The sequence below is a fragment of the Bacillus sp. NPDC094077 genome (genome assembly GCF_050279465.1).
In the GTDB taxonomy this organism is placed as follows: domain Bacteria; phylum Bacillota; class Bacilli; order Bacillales; family Bacillaceae_G; genus Bacillus_A.
This window is the reverse complement of record NZ_JBNNUF010000029.1, coordinates 1-19520: the sequence shown is the minus strand read 5'-3', so window position 1 is coordinate 19520 and position 19520 is coordinate 1. Positions and strand designations below refer to the sequence as shown.

The window sequence follows — 19520 nt, the reverse complement described above, 5'->3', positions numbered from 1 at the left end:
CTCAATACATTTTACGGAGTAGAGGAATTTGTTACTCCAACTTCATATGTATTCTGTTTTCAGAGAACAAGATTGTTTTAGAGACTTTTACTTGTTTATTATGAAAATTATACCATTTCAAATACTTGATGTACAGAACATACCTTCGGTATTTTATCTGTACATCGCATTTGATCTCACTCTCACCCCACCCCTAAAGGGGGTGCTATCGCACCGTAGTGGGCTTTCCCGTTCGGAAAATCTGTAACCAAACAGAAGTTGTAGTACGTTCTAAAAATATATATTTTTTGTTTCGGGGCGTTATAAAACTCTTAATTTGATGGGTATGTATGGTGAACCCTTCAAACACAATTATAGCTTAACTTAGTATTATTAGAGTGATCAGAAAGTTTCTTCAGATTTTCTAAAGGGGCTTTTATAGTTTTCACAATACATTGGCTTTATGTTGACAAAAGGTACTTTCATTTACAGAAGACACCTATGTACAAATATTTCTCATCAAAAGATGAGATTATCTATTACATCGTCAAGATTTATGCTGAATATGATACTCTTCTCGAGCTAATAAAACGAGCGAAGGTCCTCCAATTAACAACATCACAATCAATGAAATAATTCCAATCCAATGGAAATGCTCCCAAAAATAACCGCTAAATGATCCAATAAAACTTGAACCTAGATAATAAAATAATAAATACAATGCTGCCGCCTGCGCCTTATTCACTTCTGCATATTTTTCAATCGAAGCACTAGCAATAGAGTGACTTCCAAAAAAGCCAAATGTAAAAATAGATAACCCAATTATTTTTATAATAAGATTAGGTACAAGTGTTACTATCGCTCCTATCATCATAATCGTAATAGAAACCATAAGTGTAAAGCTTCTCCCGTGCAGATCTGCTTGCTTGCCCATAAATACAGAACTAAATGTTCCCATCAGATATACAATAAATAAAAATCCAATGAACGTTTGACTTAACGAATAGGGAGGCTCTTCTAATAAAAAACCAATATAATTGTACAATGTTACAAAACTCCCCATTAATGTAAATCCTAGAAAAATAGTCGCTACTAATTGTTTGTTTTTGAAATGTACTGCATAAGCATTCCACATAGATTGAAAGTTAACCGTTTGTTTCTTAGAATTCAGAGGATTTGGTAATGTACGCCAAAATAGGATACTACAAATGACTGTAATAATACCAAGCAATCCTAATGCAATTCTCCATGATGATATATCTGTTACAATTCCAATAAAAACACGACCTGTCATGCCCCCTATCGCATTTCCACAAATGTACAGCCCCATAACCTTTCCTAGTCCGCTTGGCTCAAATTCTTCCCCAATATAAGTCATTGCAATAGACGGTAGACCTGCTATACATAATCCAAGTGCTCCTCTTAACAAAACGAGCGTAGTAAAACTCGGGCTAAATGCTGTCAATACTCCGATAATAGATGTTAAAAACATCGATACTACCATAATCCGTTTCCGACCAATTACATCTGAAATTGTTGCTACAATGAGCATCATTATGGCCATTATACCTGTTGTAATAGATAATGTTATGCTTGCTGCTGGTGCGGAAATCCCAAAATCTTTTGCTAATATAGGTAGTAGTGGTTGCGTTGCATATAATGTAGCAAACGTAACAAACCCGCCAAGAAACAATGCTATGCTAGCATTTGTATATGTCTTTGTTCCTTTTTGGATATAAGTCATTGTAATCTCCCCTTTTTCTATCAAAACTGCACTCTTTATGTTACGCTTCCTTTATCTATGTGTCTAATTTATAATTCACATCATATTGATAACTAAAATGCATAATAAGGAGATGAATAAATGGAATGGCATCAAATTGAAAATTTCGTTGCTGTAGCACAGCACAAACATTTCACAAAAGCTGCAAAAGAACGACTAATTTCTCAACCGGCCCTTAGCCGTTCAATTTTAAAATTGGAAGGAGAACTACGTGTTCCTTTATTCATTAGAGAAGGGAAAAACGTCTGCTTAACAAGATACGGGGAGATGTTTCTAAAACGAGCGAAACAAGCACAAAACGCATTGCATACTGGGGTAGCAGAAATCCAAGAGAAAATTTCTCCTGAAAGCGGAGAAATCTCAATTGCTTTTTTACATACATTAGGTACTCGTCCAATCCCTGAAATTATCGCAGACTATAAGAAGCTCTATCCAAACGTTACATTTCAAATGTATCAAGGGGCAAACATTCACCTTTTAGAAAAAGTAAAAGAAGGATTAGCAGACATATGCTGAACTTCTCCGCCGATCTTACATGAGCAAATTGAATGGACAAGGTTAAACGTAGAACCGCTGTATCTCACTGTTTCAAAAAATCATCCATTGGCTCAGAAAAAACATATATCATTTAAAGAATTAGAGAATGAAGAATTTATTTGTTTTAAGGAAGGATACGGCCTTCGCTATATATTCGATCAAATGTGCGAAACGCTTCAAGTTTATCCAAAAATTACGTTTATGGGAGAAGAAATCGCAACAATTTTAGGCTTTGTAGCCACTGGATTAGGCATAGCTATATTACCTAAAGTAAACGAATTCGATCAATCTCATCTACATTTTCTAGAAATTACTGATTATCCATGTGAACGAACCATCGCGTTAGCTACAGCACGTAATCACTATTTATCTCCTGCTGCAAGAACATTTAAAGAATTTATTATCGAACATTTTCAAGAATATATTTCCTAATATTTCAAGGCATAAATTCTCATTTAGTTGTGTTATTACATAAAAAGAACTGCTCTTTATAGTATATATAAGAGCAGTTCTTTTTTTAAAATGATGCCTATGTGGGGCGGTACCCCACTAGTCAAAGAAAAAATATATATGGTGGACCTTTTGAGATAGATATAATTATATGAAAATGGTAATAAGAAAGGTAAGGAAATGCTTAATGATTTTAATATTGTAGACAATTGTCCAGTTTATATCTAACCTAAAGAATTGTTCAAAAAATGATTATGAAATGCTAACTACTGGGCATCTATACAAAAGGAGAATAGTTTATGAAAATAGTAAATGATAGAGCTATGTTACGATTAATGCATGTAAATGATGTCGCAAGTTTATTTACCATTGTGGAAGGAAATAAAGAAATATGGATGTATTTAATAGCTAAAATGGATAGTTATCAAGATATGGAGCAGTATGTTCAAGTAGCAATAAAAGGTTTTGAAGGGGGAACTGATTTACCATTTGTTGTTGTAGATCAAAAAACAAATGAAACTGTAGGTAGTACACGTTTGTACAGTATTTCGAATGATAATAAAACGGTTGAACTTGGGCAAACATGGTATCATCCAAGTGTACATCGTACAAGTATAAATACTGAGTGTAAGTATATGTTATTGCAATACGCTTTTGAAGAATTACAAATGTTACGTGTGCAAATAAAAACTGATTTACGAAATGAAAAAGCACAGCGCGCAATTGAAAGGCTTGGTGCTGTAAAAGAAGGTGTATTGCGAAATGAAAGACAATTGCCAAACGGTTATATAAGAGATGCCGTTGTATATAGTATTATCGCAATCGAATGGCCGGTTATAAAAGAACAACTATTACAAAAACTAGCAGTATATAAATAAGGAATTATGTGCAAATATATATAACCGAGATACTCCCATTTTTTCAGCTTGGGGGTATCTCGATTTTGTTAGCTTGATAGCGATGATACCCCATACCCATCAAGCTAACCAGAATAGGTGGCTCAACTTGAACTAGCAATTGTACCTGCCAAACCGCTAAAAACTACTAATAATTAAAAAAACTTTTTACATAACAATTTAATCCTTTGTAGAAAACTACGAGGAGTTAAATTGTTCAAAGGGTATTCCATTTGAGGTCTAATTAATTTAAGTTCTCAAATGAAATTTTGAGGTACACATTCACGAACACCAGAATTTTTCAATGAATTAAATAAAGCTGCACTGATTCTTAATATAACGTTGTTATCAGTTCCATCTTCTAAATCATAGATTGCAAAGTATGAATTATCGACTGTAAAAATACACTTTCGTTCTAATTTAAATCCAGGCGGTACAGTTGGAAGTGTATCAACTGGTTCAATTACAGGTGTATCTCCTTCATCTCTGATAAAATCGAAAGTTTGCTGATCAATTTCGTAGATATTAACTGGATCAATTTCTACACCTTTATCTGGAATTGTAATTTCATCTTCAACTAATAAGAAAAAGCGTTCGTTTCGAAAATTGAAAAGAGATCTTGCTCCAATTTCAAATGATGCCATTTTATATTCTCCTCCTTAGCAACTTTTTTATAGATTCAAAGTTACTTTTATACAATATGTTAGATTAATAGATTTGGTTACGGCACGTACTACGTAAATTACTAAATTAGGGGTCTCGCCCCATCGCTATCAAGCTAATACAACAAAATCCCCCCTAAAATGAAAAAATACGCTATTCTTGTGGATTTAGAATAAAGTCGCGATGTTTGCAAAAAAGTTATGATGCTTTGCTCCTTTTGAATATAGCTATCTAAAGGGATGTTTTTATAGTGAAAGGAAAAGCACGTCTGAATTAAAAGGTGGATTAGGAAATTATTGAGTGACAATAGAGTTGTTCCGTAATCGGGCCAGATTGTGTAATTAGAATATGATTAATAGAGAAGCAGAATGTTTTATAATAATGTAGACTGTTCTTTAGAGTAAGCTCTGTAAGGTGATTAACGAAATGGTAATACATATGTTTACATTTACAATTAAATTTTTCAATAAGTTTAAAATTTTACTGTGGAATGCTTATCTTGAATCTTAGAGAAAGGAATGCCAATATATGTCTAAAATGGTTAATATGCTTTCTATACTATGGCTCCTCAAAACGAGAAAACAATTGACTGCTAAGGAGTTAGCAGAGGAATTAGAAATCAGTATCCGTACAGTGTACCGCTATATTGATGCTCTGTGTGCAAGTGGGGTACCAATCATTTCAGATGCGGGACATAATGGTGGGTATAGTTTACTGAATGAGTTTACAAAGGCACCTTTGTTTTTTAACCTGGATGAGCAAAAAGCGCTTGTTCATGCTGCAAAATTTGCAATAAATGCAGGGTATCCCTTTAGTGAAGCGTTAGATGAAGCAATTTCTAAATTGAAAGTGTATACAAACGAGGAACAATTGAATCATATCAATCGTCATTTAAGAGGGTTTGAAGTCATCCACCCTACTGCCGAACCGTCTTTGAAATCTATTCTTCAAGATTTAGAAATTTCTGTTGCTGAAAGTTATAGGTTAGTTATTATTTATCATAAAGGTGGGGAAATCGAGCCACAATCACGCCATATTGATCCTTATGGTCTTGTTTATTGGAAAGGTAAGTGGTACACAGTGGCTTATTGTCATCTGCGTAAAGAAATTCGAAGTTTTCGAATCGATCGTATTCAATCATTATCCAGAACAGATAAAAAATTTGACCGACCCTTGGGATTTTCAGCACGTTCTTTCTTTCTAAAAGACCTTTTACCTGATTCAAACCAACTCGAAAAACTCATTTCTGTCCGTATCAAAGGTAAGACACATGCGCTTGATGATTTATGTCAGCATTGGTTATTTAGTCATGCTTTAATAGAACGAAAAAACAATCAAGCTCTTTTTAAGGTTGATAAAGAGTCTATTCATACCTTTGTACCTTACTTTCTTCTCCCCTATGGTAAATCTATTACCATTCTGGAGCCAACTTTATTACAAGAAAGATTGGCAACTATCAGCTTTGAATTATTCAATCATTATAAAAATACTTCACTTCACTGACCGTACTTGTCAGTGAAGTTTTTTTATAATATACATGTACAGAATTAAATTTTTAGGAGGCATAAAAATCATGAAGGATTTAAAGTATCAATTTTATATTGCAGGTACACCAGAGGAAGTTTGGAAGGCATTGATCTCTCCTGAGGGTACAAAACAAATTTATTATGGGTCCGTCATTAAATCTACATTTCAAGTGGGCGATCTCTTGGAGTATGTCGGTCCTGGAGTAGATGGAGATGAAACGGTGCATGTATACGGAAACATATTGGAATATGAACCGAATCAGTTACTTCGATTTACTCACTATCCTGGAAAGTCTTATATGAAAGATGATCATGCATTTGAGTCAAGAATTTCTTATAGTCTAGAGCCTATTGGCTCATGCACGAAATTGACACTCATTCATGACCAGTGGAAAGAAGGCGATCCCTATTATGAGGACAGCAACAAGGCCTGGTGGATGATTTTAAATAATACAAAGACTTTAGTAGAAACTGGAAGTACTCTAGACTTTGGTAAAGGTTCATAGGCCCGTCGCAAATGATTTAACAGAAAGGGAGTAGTGGAGCACAACTCCTTAACAAATTTGTATTTTAAGATTTATGTTGTTTAGTCTAGCTCACTGATTGTGAAGTAAACAACTTAAATGTGACTTGAAAAACTTAACCGTGATCTAAAATTTTTCTATATAACTAATCTCTATGAGAAAATATATATATTTGTTCAACCACCGGGCACCGGGCGCGATTTTGGAAGATCGAAGGTAGAAAATGATTAAACTTTTTTATAAAACCATAACTTAAAACTGCTAGAGAATAATCCATTTTGATTAATCAAAATGGATTATTGTTATTAGCTAATCATAAAATTTTCATAAAAAAGTTTGACTATCCTCTACTTTCTATGCTCAACAATCATGCCCTATAATTAAGTGTTTAAACTGTTATTATTGAGACTAAAATGCAACTAAACAAGAATCCGTTAGCTGTCCTATTGAATGTATAAATATTTCTTATAAAGGGTATATTTTCTAATGTTTTATTGTTATTGATTAATCAATAACTTGTAAGCAATCTTAAATAAATTATTATTCTCTACTCCTAATTTTGTTCTAGATTTTAATCCTCTATTCTTTTAGATTTTTTCATTAAGAAGTTTAACGTTTCTTTTAGCCCATCTTTATAAGATGTAGCTACTATTTTACCTATTCTATTTTCATATTTTTCTCCGCTTAAAGTAAATCCTTCTTCTGTAAGATACATAATTTCTACTACTTCTTTCATAACTGGGTTAAACAACCCACTTATACGGATTGCATTTTTATTTAATGGAATAACCATTTTTTTATTCCCAGTAATTTCACGTGCAAATTTTATTATTTCCTTTCCTGAAATCAATCCAGCACCCGGAATGTTCCAATTTTCTCCATAAGAATCATCTTTGTTTGCTATTTCTACAATCATTTTTGCCGCATCTGGTAAATAGACATATTCTCTTGGTGTTTTTAGATTACCAATAAAAATAGAAATTTTATTTCCTGCAAGTCCAGTCAATGTAGGATGTAAGTAAGAATTCTGCGAAGTTATACCATAATAGTCCGGTAATCTAACAATTAATGCTTTTGCATTTTTCCATTTCTTATCAAATATCAATTTTTCAAATTCAACCCTAATTTCCCCTTTTTTTGTATGAGGTTGTTTAGGATGATTTTCATCTCCTTTAGCTACTTGGTGACCGTAAACATATATTCCATCAACAATAACTATTTTCTTATCTAAAATATCTGCTGCCTTCATTACATTTTCTCCAAGTAAAAGGAGCTTATCTGCCATTTCATGATATTGAACATTCGCACATTGAAATATAACATCTACATCTTTTGCAGCCTGGCCAAGTGTATGAATTACATGATGTATATGTAGGGAGTAAAGACAAACTGCCTACTCGAATTGTAGTTTATAGATGTACCGAGGAGCAAAAACAGAAACGTCTACGTGATCGAGCTATTCGCGAAAAGAAAAAAGGAATTACATATACAGAGCGTACAAAACTTTTACAAGGTATTACGGTATATATGACAAACATTCCTACGGAATGGGTACCAAAAGAGAAAATTTATGATCTATATTCACTGCGTTGGCAAATTGAGCTGTTATTTAAAATATGGAAATCTTGGTTTCAAATTCATCGTTGTAAATCTATTAAACAAGAACGATTAGAATGTCACCTTTATGGGCAACTCATTAGTATTCTATTATGTTCTTCTACTATGTTTAAAATGCGAGAACTCCTGTTACGTAAGAAACAGAAAGAGCTAAGTGAATATAAAGCGATGTACATAATTAAGGATTATTTTTTACTTTTTTACCAAGCATTACACAAAAACACCTAAGAATTATCAAAGGTTCTCCTTCGTCTGTTTAACCTCCTACAGCACAACGGACGAAAATCTCATCGATATGAGAAAAAGACAGTCTTTGATATTTTGGGTGTTGTTTATGAGTATACCACTTCTACTCATCAGGTAGCATAGTAAAAAAATTGAAGCCCGTCAGGGTTTATTTGATATGCCTACTTTTATAAAATCTATAAAAGATAATAAAAAACTATATGGACAGACCGCATTTTGTATAAAAGTATACTTTAAGTTGATGGATGTGTGGTATTACCCCTTTATCAATATAAACTAAACTATAATCTTTTTATTTTTCATACGAATAAAACCCTAATTTAATTATATAAAAAATACACAATTAAATAAGGTTTTTATATTAAAAGTTTACACCAACATATCCGCAAATGAAGTACCCACATTATTCTTTCGTTTCATATGTTTCTCTAAATAAATTTTAGTTGTTTGGATATTCTCATGCCCCAGTGTTTGCATTAAATGATATAGATCTGCATTTCCTTGCTCTACCGCCATAATCGCAAAAGCATGACGGAATGTATGCGCCGTTACTGGATTCTCACGATACTGAAGAAACTCTAAATTGGTCTTTTTTATCATATCCGTTACCTGGTTCGATAACGTTTTTGAATTATAAAAGTTCCCTCTTTGATTTACAAATAAAGGACTCTCATCTCCTCGATCCAATATGGTTTGGAACCCTCTTCTCCGCCTCACTTCACAAATACATTGGAATAAATATTCAGAAATGAAAAGTTCACGTACTTTATCCCCTTTACCCTTGACTCTTAACCAATACTTTCCGTCATAGTGTAAATCTTTTACTCTTGTTGTACACAATTCTTGAATTCTTGCACCGGTACTTGCCAGAGCTAGTAAAATTGTATAGTTTACTACATGCCCTTTTTCCTTATAAAACCCTAGAATTTTCATTACTTCATCATAAGAAAGATCCCGATTCGGTCGATCCTGTTCATTTACATTTGCTCGCTGTAGTTCCTCATGAAGAGGCTTTTCAATATAAGAAAAAACATGAAGGTGTTTTAGAAAAGAACGAATAAGCACTGTTTTCTTTGCAAGTGTTGCAACTGCATATGTATCCCCATTCCTACCATTCTCTACCTGCTTCAACCAAGAATTATATTTACGAATATGCCAAGGTTGTAACGTTTTCAATAAAGAGTCATTTTGCTGTACCTCTTCCCCATTTAATTCGAACTCTTCTGCATGCTGCACCATGCACTGACAAAATGACAAAATTTCAGACACATAACTCTTTTTCGTATCTTCTTTTCTATTCTTCTTCTCATCCATATCTTTTTGTAAATGTACGAAATGATAAATGACTTCCAGATCACTTAAATACGTATATTTACTCTTTCCCTCTTTTTCTGCAACCTCCATCTTCCCTTCCACCTTATCTACATAACGATTGTTATGCAGGAATGGAACAATATCTCTTATATTTTCTAAATATGTATCTATATTTTCACTTTGATTATTTATAATAGGTAAATTTTCTATTCCACTTTTATTATCCATATTTCAAATTCACCCCTCCTATTGAAGATTATGAATACAATTCTCTTTATTAACTATACTTATCATTTTATTTCACTTTTATCAATTACACAAATGATAACTCATACTCTTTCTATAAGAACACTACATTCTTCTCTATTTACTTATACTTATATTTTTTTATAAATTATTAGTAAATATATCATTATTCATTATAGATAAAATTAATTTTAAAGTAATCCTATTTTTAATCTTATATAAGACTATATTTAATAATTAAATGCAATTTTAACTATCTATAATTATTAAAGAATTATTTAGTTTTTTATAAAATTCATTTCTAGTTTTAAATGTAAATAAGATTCTGATATGATATATACATATCTTAAAAATTAACAAACAATAGTTAAGGAGGTATCCTTTCATGACACAAGATTTATTGTTTATTACAAAACCTACTGTAACGACAAAAGAGGCGGCTGACTTATTAGGAGTAACCGTACAAACAATATTAAAGAAAGAAAAAGATGGATTAATAGAATGTGTATATAAAAATAACTGGAAACAATTTGGTAGTAAGATTTTTTATTTGGAGGATATTGAACGCTTAAAAAATAAAGATGAGGTTAAAGGCCTTGGCACAAAAGAAGCGGCTGAAATTCTTAATGTAGCACCATCTACTATCTTTACATACATCAAATCCGGAAAATTACCTGCGACAATGGTAGAAAGACGAGGAAAGCAAGTATATCTTATCGATGAAGAAGAGCTAGAGATTTTTATGCTTGATTATGAAAAAGTTAAAACAAAGGAACGAAAAACATTCATCACTAGAATTCAAGATGAAGATATATATTTATATCAATTATTAAGACATCTACATACCGGAAAAGCAGCTAGGGTAATAGAGATCAATGGAGCAGATGGAAAGATTCTTACAGAGGATGAAGAAATTTTTCCTCTATCCACTTATAAGGAACATGATTATTCCTTTGAACCTCTCCAGAAACAATCGGTGATTACGAAACGGGGGTATTTATCTTTTTCATTTAAAAAGCCTCAATTATTTAATTCCATTACTTATAATCTAATTAACTTATTTTATAAAGAACTTGGTGTCACAAATATGCGATTAAATATTTCACCAAATACTATTAAATTAGAAATTAAACCTTTTGTGTTACAAGTAGACCCATTGCAATTCCAAGAAGAGATTAAATACTTACATTCTCATATGAAATCCGGCACGATACTTCCTCATGTAGAAGGGATTTACTTTAAAAGTAATGTAGAGCCATTAACTTTTCATGCAGATCATGAATTTAAACAAAAAGTAGTTCAAATGGCCGCGGATGCTGGTATGGGACAAGAAGAATTCTTATTACAAGCTGTAAAATCTTATATAACAAATTTAGAACAGCAATAAATTTGTTATCAAGTAAAAAAAGCGTAGAAATAATAACTTTCTACACTTTTTTTATTACTTAACTTAATCTAATTCCTCTTATTAAAATTTCTATTTACCTTATTCAAAATAACAAAGGATACCATATATTAAGCCCTTTATTATGAACAGGATCCACCATTTAGTTGACTATAATTTTATTATGGATAATAATTTATCTGTATAGTTTATACGCTATTAATTTTATATGTTGAAATCATAAAAAAGAATCCCCTTCAATAAGCTCTTTTAAAGGAGATTCTTTTTCAAATTATCTTTTCGTTACTCGTTATTTATTTTCACCAGTTTTTCTCCTTGTTCTAAAAGTGTTTCATAGTCATTGTTTTCTTTAATTTCTTTAATTTTATTTTCAATTGTGGGCGTATTATTTATATTAAAGTACGTATTTAATACTTCATAGGGTGTCTTTCCGTGTTTGGTCGCACTATCTTCAATAGCTTCTTTCCATGGAATATTTGCTTTATCCATACTTAATTCAAGAGCTGAACCAGTCTCATATCTCATATTCCACTCTAAAAACCTTGGAGATTCTGCCTGTCCATTAGCAATGAAGTTGAACGCCTCCATAAAAGTAACATGATATGGCTTCTGTTTCTTTGCAAGTACCATAAGATTTCCACCAGTTAACTTACTATAACGATACTCTAAGTATCGTGCTGAACCTTCTATTGCTTCAGTTTTTGTTTCTCCGATTAATTGTGGCCATTTTTTATAGCGATAGTTACGTACACTTGTCCAATCATATAATGACTGATTAATACTTTCTGGGTTCGTATCAATCATTGCTTTATCTAATAGCTTAAATTCTAATCCCATTAGCGCGTAATTTTCTTTATTTATCGGATATTCGTGAATAGACTCTCCACCATTTGAATCATATGTCCAATCTTTTTGTTTATAAGCATGAAAAGACTCATGTAATAAGAAAGACGAAAAATCAAAATATAAATCTGGATTACCAAACATTTTAGGATAATATTTTAGATAAAATACATCGCTATCGTTAATATTTATTGTCCCAAAGTTCCAAGGCATCCAGGTAGAAATAGTTCTAAGATCAAAACGAGTTAAGCGATAGACTTTAGGTAGATGCAAAGAATTTGGGACTTTTATTTCTTTTGCAAAAATACTATTTTCCAACCCCATTACATTAACTGCATAGGCTTCTTGTCTAAAGAATCCCCCATCTTTATTACTATGTATCAGAACTAATGGCTTTTTTTCGAAATGATAATCTTCATTCCAAAGTTTATCACTCGATTCCTCGAAGCTCTTATAAATAGTAGATAATTCTTTTAACATGTTTTGATCTGTTTCATTTAAAGACTTAAACTCTGTATGATATGTTTTATTTAAAATTATGCTTCCCAACATAATTACTATAAATATCACCAATAACATTAGAATTACTCTTAAAAGCTTTTTCATCATACACTCCTTTTCTAAAATGATAATCCTTAATTTGAATTAGGTTTACAAATCTTGCACGTCAGCGATACTAGAAATAGACTTCGCCTTTGGTAGCAAGAATCCCACTGACGTTAGTCAGCTTGTGGCTTTAGCCGTGGGAGTGTCAAACAGTGGATAATTAACTGATGCTTGTTTTGTTCGTTTATTTTTATTTCTTTGCTTCCATACTACTTGCTCTATTAGCAAGGTTTTTTAAATTCATTTCATCAAACTTTATTACAGTGCTTCAATCAAAAAAAACGATGATCCTGACACACTCAGGATCATCGTTTTTTATTTGTATAACAATTAATTTGATTTTACAATTGTAGAGGATGCTTCATCATTCCACGTTCTAGCTCCGTCTCCCATACTGTAATTCGTCAAATTATATACGGCACCAGTATTCGCGAGTCCAAGTGCACGTCCCTGCGCATTTTCATGCTCATAAATAAATGTATGATCCCCATAAGAATGAGTACGCACACTGGATACAGCATCGTTACTCCAACCTGCGAAGTTTGTGACCACAACTGGGTTTCTACTCGCGTTTACAGTGAAGTTTGGTCCACTTGCATTAATATCGTGATAAAAAGTAGAATAAATTGCTGCAAGTGGCTTAATACTGCTATTCTTTGGTACAGGGTGTGTTTTAATGTGATTTTCAAAATCTGCTTTTGTATCAAATCCAATTGTTGTAAGTTCTCCATTAAACCCAGGTTCCACCACTTTGTATGGTTTATCTGTAGTTTCTGCCGCTTTCACCTCAACGTTTGATACACCAAATACCATTACACCAGCTAATAAACTCGTAGAAAGTACACCAAAGATTCGTTTCAAAATCATCCACTCCCTAATTAGTATATGTTTCGAATCCATTGTATAATTAATTTTCATATTTTTATATATTTGTAAATTTTTTTCAATCTATAGTTTATATAGGCATAATCGGATTGTTACACACATTGCATGCGGGGATGATTAAAAAAAGCCATTATGAGAAAAGGAATTCCCAGGTGCATTCTGCTTTTCCCCTTTACCACGAGCAAAGAGATGATATACACTTTATTATCACAACCTTTATATGCAAGCACATTCTTTACATTTTAAAAACAATAGCGTTAAATATAATCAGAAATTTGAGAATATTTTTTCAGAAGATTTTTAAAGTTTAGTTTAGATACTTTTCAGTCTGAATATCACACCTTTAAAGTAATTTATATACGATATAATTTAAAATATATATTGCATTTACAAGTAGCATAACCTGATATACAGAATATAAGATTATTGAAGGGTTATTTTGACAGCGCATGTCTTACCTGTTAGCAAACACAATGCGGAAAGCTCTACATAGATATCGCGGCGTACAAAATACAATTTGAAATGATATATTTCGGGAGGAAGAAATGGAGAAATTAAAAAATTGGTTTTCACTCAGTACACATCCAGATGAACGAATTCAAAAGATCGAAATGAACCTTTGGGCTCAATCGGGCGTATTCATCTTCCTGATTGCTTTAGCAGATGTCATCATACGAGGTTTCTTTTTACAGAATTTACGATACGGGAAAGCCCACGCAGGACTTTAGTCCGTCTTTAGATGTGGGATGAAAGCATCGTTTTTGCATAGCAAAACATGGTATACTTTATTCATAGTCATGCAAAAGACTCTAAAACGACTGTTCTCTAAAAACAGAATACATATGAGGTTGGGGTAGCGAATTCTTCTACTCCGTAAAATGTATTAAGTCGTCATGCAAAAGACGTAAAAACATTTGAGAACCAACAATCTGTACGGTATGGTCACAGTACCGTAGCCCACGAACCTATATGGTCTGTTGTGGGAGTGGTGATGGCACACCGCAATCTTGCACGTCAGCGATACCAGAAATGGACTTCGCCTTTGGTAGCAAGAATCCCACTGACGTTAGTCAGCTTGCCCCTTTAGGGGTGGGAGTGTCAACTCAAAGTCCGATGGAATGGTTTCTTGTCGTCATCAAGCTCATTCTACTTGTTACGCTTATGTTTGGTATTGAATATTTAATTGCTAGAATAAACTGGAATAAATCCAATAAAATATAATAGAATCTCAAAAAGCTTATCAGAAAACACTTCATGATAAGCTTTCTTCTTGTATTTCTTATCTTTTTGTCACAAACATGATTTCTAGGGTTCTGTTGCAAAGTTTTCTACATGAAGCTACACTCTAGAAAACTTTGCAACAGAACCAATATTTTACTTTCTAAGACTGAAACCTAAATGCATATCTATTGAAAATAAACATAAGAAAGACGTTCTACTCTATATGGGTAGAACGTCTTTCGACTTCACTTCATACATATACAGATTTTTCACTTATTTCTTTTGTATCGTACTTAAAAAATTGCTAAATTCATTTTCATTTACAGGTTTACTGTAGTAATAGCCTTGAATTGGATAGCATGCATTTCGTTGTAATACTTCTAATTGTTCCTTGGTCTCTACCCCTTCTGCTATCACTTTCATGTTTAAAGTATGAGCCAGTGAAATAATGGTATGAATAATTTCATTTCCATCAGTAGAAGTCCCGATTCTATTCACAAATTCTCTTGGAATTTTTAAGGTATCAATTGGATACAAAGGAAGATATGCTAATGAAGAATATCCTGTGCCAAAATCGTCAATTGATAAATGTACACCATATGATTTTAATGCTTTTAACTTCAATAGCGTTTCTTTTTCATCTACCATTGCTATTCGCTCCGTTAATTCTAAATCAATCGAACCGGCTGGTATCCCTACTTTTTCAATAGTAGACAAAACTGTTTGAACAAAGTCTTTCTGTTCAAACTCTATAGCTGATAAATTTATTCCCATTTTTAGATCTGAATAGCCCGCAGAATGCCATTTTTTCAATTGTCGACACGCTTCCTGTAACGTCCATTTACCAATTGAAATAATCTGTGATGTCTCTTCCGCGATAGGTATAAATTCAAATGGTGAAATCAGCCCCAACTCAGGATGTTGCCAACGTATTAAAGCTTCTGCACCAATAACTTTACCCACCTTACTATCAACTTGTGGTTGATACAATAAAAACAACTCATTATTTTCTAATGCATTGTGTAAATCCTGTTCTAATCGTAAGCGTCTTGTTATTTTTCGAGATAATTTCTCGTCATACATACAAACAGCATTGTTACCTTTTTCCTTTGCACTATACATAGCAATATCAGCGTGTTGTAAAAGTGTAGTGGCATTTGTTCCTCCAAATGGATACACCGCTATTCCTATACTAAGAGATAAGTAAAAACTATGCTGATTTACTACAAATGGTTCTTCAGTTATACGAAATAGAGTTTCACACAAATCCAGTAGCTGTTGCTCAGTGCGGCTATGGACTATGATTGCAAACTCATCTCCTCCAATTCTCGCTAGAGGAATATCCGGTGACAAACATGCCCTAAAACGTTTGGCAACTTCTTTTAAAACACTGTCACCAATTGGATGCCCAAGTGTATCATTAATGGTCTTAAAACGATTTAAATCTATATACAAGAGGCCAAATTCACCCTGAGTTTTATGTGCATGCTCAATGTATTTTTCTAATTCTTTTTGGAAGAATATCCGATTCCCAATCTCCGTTACGGTATCATGGAATGCTAAATAGTGTATCTCTGCCTGTTGTTGCTTCATTTTCGTAATGTCTTTTACCATTACATAGCTCCCAAAGGTTTGTCCTTCTATCATAATAGGAACAATGGTGACGTACCAAAAATGAATGTCCTTCTCATTATTATTTTTCACACGTAATTGTAACGAAGCTGAACTGCATCGTTTACCTTCCTGTAGGGCTGCCTCAAATTCAGATCTATCTTCATCTAAAAAAATTGAGAAGCACTCTTTACCTATTAATTCAGCACCGTTTTTTCCTAATAACATACTTCCAGCCTGGTTTATATTTAACACCATGCCGTTTGAATCAATAGTCAAAATAGGATCTGGATGATACTCATATAAAGACTTAAATTTTTCTTGGTTTTTCACCAAATCATTAGATTTATTTATTAAATCAGCAGTTCTTTGAGATACTTTTTGTTCTAATTGATTATTAAACACTTTTAATGTTCCGGTTAAATCTCTGTTTTGCATTCGTACGATAGTATGACGAATCAGTACAAATACAAATGCAATACAATTCCCATTAATTAGTGTTGCCGAGGAAGTTTGCTCTTTAAGAGTAAAAGCAATTAAGATTGCAACTGCAAGATAAGGAAATATGACAAGAAGTTTCTTTCCAAATGTCGGATTAATAATAAAATAATTTCTTTTAGAAGATGCATTCTTTGGAATTGTAGCAGCAATGGCGATAAATAATAGGAACACCCTATACAAACACCTTAATAATATGACTGAACGATTTGATAAATCATCTTGTAAATAGAAATATAAGTAGTCCGTAATAGCCAATCCAGTTAATACTACGATAAAGATGTATAATTTACTTTTCGCATTAAAAATGGCTGGCGAAAATATTAGGCTAACTCCTACTAAAAGAAGTAATAAATCTATAATCGGAAAAATAAATGAAAGAAAAACATCTCCAATGGATAAGAATAAGATATTTACAGAAGGTTTATTATATAGGTACCACTCTAATGTAAAAATAGCGGTAACAACAATACATAAATCACAAAGTAAATACGCTTTTTCCCACTTGTTACATTCCATCATGATTTTATAAAAGAACGCCAAAAGAAAGAAGAATAAGAAAAACAACAAAAATACATCAGAGATAATAAAGTTTTGTATTGGTAATTCTACATTAAGTACTTGAAAAGCAGATATGAAATTCCCTATCAAGAAACACCCTATTGCAAAGATAATACAAACCCAGAAGACTCCTAAGTTAATTTTTCTGGATAATAAAGAGTAAAGCAATGAGATAAATACAGTAGTTTCAACAACTAAAGATGAGAGTCGTATATTAAAATCAGATACAAAATAATGATTCGGAAAAATAAATAAAAATATAAAACAAAAACTTATATAGAATATTAGAGCTATTGTTAATAAGATAAATTGAAAATGCGAATGTTTGAGCAATGTACTCACCTTCTTAAATTTTTCTTCATTTTTTATTAAATTTGTTTCTAATTATTATTCATATTATGACCATTTTAAAAGATTTCTTTCAAAATAAAGTAGCCTTATATTACACCTACAAATATTAAACAATTTTATATCAGGAATTTCCAAAAAATGCGAGCGGCAATCTCCTTAACACTATCAATTATTGTTATACGAACTATTTATGCAACAAGTTGATTTAATTGTATATTACCCATCTGAATCATATTGCTTAACTATTTTCAAATTAAAATTTCACGTAAAAATAATGAATGTATATGTGTGTGTCTATCTATATTTTGTGATGTTAAACAAAGGCAAGAAATCCTAAACTATTTAGGGATGAAAGTACCTACAAAATTTCTAATAGTAACTATTTATCGTTATTTGTTCATAACTTTCTATAGTATTCATTAAGTATGCTAACTAAAACACCGACTTATTTATAATCATTAATAAGTCGGCGTTAGTATACACTATAAAACTAAAATCCATTTTAAATAACAAAACTATACTTTAACAATTTATAATTGCTTATTCCTAGAACTACCAAATTCCCTTATACTTATTACAGATTTCGTGATGCAGGAAATCCCATATCGGACTTTAGTCATAGGATGAAAGTATCAACAATCTGTACAGTATAGTTATAGTTCCGTAGCTCACGAACCTATATAATCTGTCGTGAGAATGGTGATGGGACACCGCAATCTAGCACGTCAGAGATTCTAGAAATGGACTTCGCCTTTGGTAGCAAGAATCCTACTGATGTTAGTCAGCTTGTCCCATCCTATATTCAGATACATTATTTCCTTTCCATTCATAATAATCTAAAATCCCTTCATAAATGGCTTCTGCTGCAATCTGTCTGCCATTTGCCGTAGATAATTTACTGTAATCGATACTATTATCTATAAAAGCCAGTTCCGTTAACACAGCTGGCATGTCGTTTTCTCTTATAACATGAAGATATCCATGTTTAACCCCTCTATCACGTGTTTGAAGTGCCTCTACTAAACGTGTTTGAATTTTTTCCGCTAAAACACGACTTTCTTCCACATGAGGATTTGTTTTTTCGGTTTCAGAAGATTTATAGTAGTATGTTTCTGTTCCTTTTGCATTACCATTAAAAGCATTTGCATGAATACTTTTAAAGATATCACCCTGATTTTGCTTAGCAAATTTAACACGCTCCTGTAAAGAACTTTTTTGATTATATCCTGGTCTAATATCAGATTGACGAGTTAGTAAAACTGTAAATGGTGTATGCTTTTCAAGTAATTGTTGTAGACGTAAAGAAGTGTCTAGTACGATCTTACTTTCAGGTAGTCCCTTTGTGACTTTTCCAGGATCTTCGCCACCATGTCCGGGATCAATAATGATTGTTTGGCTTTCTAATGGTTTTTTTGGATGATGTTGCATCATATCTGTTTTTGCAGTAAGTTGTGCGGCCTCGGCACGTGTTATGAATCTATTTGGTTGCCAGCCATTATCAGTACCATTAGAAATTTTTAAATCAATTAAAATATTGGCATATTTTTCTCCCCAATGCCCTTTTAAATCTTCAAATTTAACCTGTTCGTTATGATTTGCTGTACTTTGTAGTTTATATGCATTTACTAGCATCGTAGCCATGGCAGCGCGAGTTACTTTTCCCGATGGATTGAAGATTCCATTACCTTCACCTTTAACAATACCAGCTTTTTCAGCAGCAGCAATATAAGGGGTAGCCCAATGGTTTTGTGAATCTGT

Annotated in this window: 13 protein-coding genes and 3 pseudogenes; 8 read left to right on the top strand and 8 right to left on the bottom strand. The window is 32.5% G+C overall.

From position 1 onward, the window contains the following. Positions 1-526: 526 nt before the first annotated feature. The gene (locus tag ACQKNR_RS28115) at positions 527-1723 is read right to left on the bottom strand and encodes an MFS transporter (protein WP_427322468.1); all 1197 of its coding nucleotides are present in this window, start codon (positions 1721-1723) and stop codon (positions 527-529) included. A gap of 120 nt (positions 1724-1843) precedes the next feature. Between ACQKNR_RS28115 and ACQKNR_RS28110 the strand changes: the two are divergent. Further along, positions 1844-2731: pseudogene (locus tag ACQKNR_RS28110) on the top strand (LysR family transcriptional regulator). Between the two features lie 317 nt (positions 2732-3048). Then, positions 3049-3627 (top strand): GNAT family N-acetyltransferase, encoded by a 579-nt coding sequence (locus ACQKNR_RS28105; RefSeq protein ID WP_427322466.1) that lies wholly within the window; start codon positions 3049-3051, stop codon positions 3625-3627. Positions 3628-3902: 275 nt separating this feature from the next. On the opposite strand, the gene ACQKNR_RS28100 is transcribed toward ACQKNR_RS28105, so the two are convergent. Further along, positions 3903-4289: a spore coat protein gene (locus tag ACQKNR_RS28100; protein ID WP_427322464.1), complete on the bottom strand. Its 387-nt coding sequence runs from the start codon at positions 4287-4289 to the stop codon at positions 3903-3905. Between the two features lie 547 nt (positions 4290-4836). Here ACQKNR_RS28100 and ACQKNR_RS28095 point away from each other — a divergent pair. Both ACQKNR_RS28095 and ACQKNR_RS28090 read left to right on the top strand, forming a co-directional pair. Further along, entirely contained in the window at positions 4837-5811 is a 975-nt protein-coding gene (locus ACQKNR_RS28095; RefSeq protein ID WP_427322462.1) for a helix-turn-helix transcriptional regulator, read from the top strand. A gap of 70 nt (positions 5812-5881) precedes the next feature. Beyond that, on the top strand, positions 5882-6340 hold the full coding sequence (locus ACQKNR_RS28090; protein ID WP_427322460.1) for an SRPBCC domain-containing protein: 459 nt from the start codon (positions 5882-5884) through the stop codon (positions 6338-6340). A gap of 589 nt (positions 6341-6929) precedes the next feature. Here ACQKNR_RS28090 and ACQKNR_RS28085 read toward each other — a convergent pair. Next, positions 6930-7709 (bottom strand): annotated as a pseudogene (locus tag ACQKNR_RS28085) (epimerase); the annotation flags it as partial. On the opposite strand from ACQKNR_RS28085, the pseudogene ACQKNR_RS28080 reads away from it, so the two are divergent. After that, positions 7682-8344 (top strand): annotated as a pseudogene (locus ACQKNR_RS28080) (IS4 family transposase); the annotation flags it as partial. The pseudogenes ACQKNR_RS28085 and ACQKNR_RS28080 sit on opposite strands and share 28 nt — an antisense overlap. A 246-nt stretch (positions 8345-8590) precedes the next feature. On the opposite strand, the gene ACQKNR_RS28075 reads toward ACQKNR_RS28080, so the two are convergent. Then, positions 8591-9763 (bottom strand): tyrosine-type recombinase/integrase, encoded by a 1173-nt coding sequence (locus ACQKNR_RS28075; RefSeq protein ID WP_427322458.1) that lies wholly within the window; start codon positions 9761-9763, stop codon positions 8591-8593. Positions 9764-10166: 403 nt separating this feature from the next. On the opposite strand from ACQKNR_RS28075, the gene ACQKNR_RS28070 reads away from it, so the two are divergent. Further along, positions 10167-11168 (top strand): helix-turn-helix domain-containing protein, encoded by a 1002-nt coding sequence (locus ACQKNR_RS28070; RefSeq protein ID WP_427322456.1) that lies wholly within the window; start codon positions 10167-10169, stop codon positions 11166-11168. 300 nt (positions 11169-11468) lie between these two features. Here the strand turns inward: ACQKNR_RS28070 and ACQKNR_RS28065 are convergent, their stop codons facing one another. Both ACQKNR_RS28065 and ACQKNR_RS28060 read right to left on the bottom strand, forming a co-directional pair. Beyond that, complete coding sequence (locus ACQKNR_RS28065; RefSeq protein ID WP_427322454.1) at positions 11469-12635, bottom strand: hypothetical protein; 1167 nt, start codon at positions 12633-12635, stop codon at positions 11469-11471. A gap of 330 nt (positions 12636-12965) precedes the next feature. Continuing rightward, on the bottom strand, positions 12966-13496 hold the full coding sequence (locus tag ACQKNR_RS28060) for a hypothetical protein (RefSeq protein ID WP_427322452.1): 531 nt from the start codon (positions 13494-13496) through the stop codon (positions 12966-12968). A gap of 569 nt (positions 13497-14065) precedes the next feature. Between ACQKNR_RS28060 and ACQKNR_RS28055 the strand changes: the two genes are divergently transcribed. Together ACQKNR_RS28055 and ACQKNR_RS28050 are read left to right on the top strand one after the other, a co-directional pair. After that, on the top strand, positions 14066-14248 hold the full coding sequence (locus ACQKNR_RS28055; RefSeq protein WP_427322470.1) for a hypothetical protein: 183 nt from the start codon (positions 14066-14068) through the stop codon (positions 14246-14248). A gap of 367 nt (positions 14249-14615) precedes the next feature. Then, a complete protein-coding gene (locus tag ACQKNR_RS28050; RefSeq protein ID WP_427322451.1) occupies positions 14616-14741 on the top strand; it encodes a hypothetical protein in 126 nt (41 codons plus the stop codon). Positions 14742-15014: 273 nt separating this feature from the next. Here the strand turns inward: ACQKNR_RS28050 and ACQKNR_RS28045 are convergent, their stop codons facing one another. Together ACQKNR_RS28045 and ACQKNR_RS28040 are read right to left on the bottom strand one after the other, a co-directional pair. Next, entirely contained in the window at positions 15015-17744 is a 2730-nt protein-coding gene (locus tag ACQKNR_RS28045; protein WP_427322449.1) for an EAL domain-containing protein, read from the bottom strand. Between the two features lie 795 nt (positions 17745-18539). After that, the coding region (locus ACQKNR_RS28040; protein ID WP_427322447.1) for an N-acetylmuramoyl-L-alanine amidase at positions 18540-19520 on the bottom strand (981 nt) is incomplete at its 5' end.

What these genes read in the sequence shown, in the direction of transcription:
- ACQKNR_RS28100 (WP_427322464.1), bottom strand. Translation starts at nt 4,289, where the DNA reads ATGGCATCATTTGAAATTGGAGCAAGATCTCTTTTCAATTTTCGAAAC.
- ACQKNR_RS28105 (WP_427322466.1), top strand. Translation starts at nt 3,049, where the DNA reads ATGAAAATAGTAAATGATAGAGCTATGTTACGATTAATGCATGTAAAT.
- ACQKNR_RS28065 (WP_427322454.1), bottom strand. Translation starts at nt 12,635, where the DNA reads ATGAAAAAGCTTTTAAGAGTAATTCTAATGTTATTGGTGATATTTATA.
- ACQKNR_RS28055 (WP_427322470.1), top strand. Translation starts at nt 14,066, where the DNA reads ATGGAGAAATTAAAAAATTGGTTTTCACTCAGTACACATCCAGATGAA.
- ACQKNR_RS28115 (WP_427322468.1), bottom strand. Translation starts at nt 1,723, where the DNA reads ATGACTTATATCCAAAAAGGAACAAAGACATATACAAATGCTAGCATA.
- ACQKNR_RS28090 (WP_427322460.1), top strand. Translation starts at nt 5,882, where the DNA reads ATGAAGGATTTAAAGTATCAATTTTATATTGCAGGTACACCAGAGGAA.
- ACQKNR_RS28075 (WP_427322458.1), bottom strand. Translation starts at nt 9,763, where the DNA reads ATGGATAATAAAAGTGGAATAGAAAATTTACCTATTATAAATAATCAA.
- ACQKNR_RS28095 (WP_427322462.1), top strand. Translation starts at nt 4,837, where the DNA reads ATGTCTAAAATGGTTAATATGCTTTCTATACTATGGCTCCTCAAAACG.
- ACQKNR_RS28070 (WP_427322456.1), top strand. Translation starts at nt 10,167, where the DNA reads ATGACACAAGATTTATTGTTTATTACAAAACCTACTGTAACGACAAAA.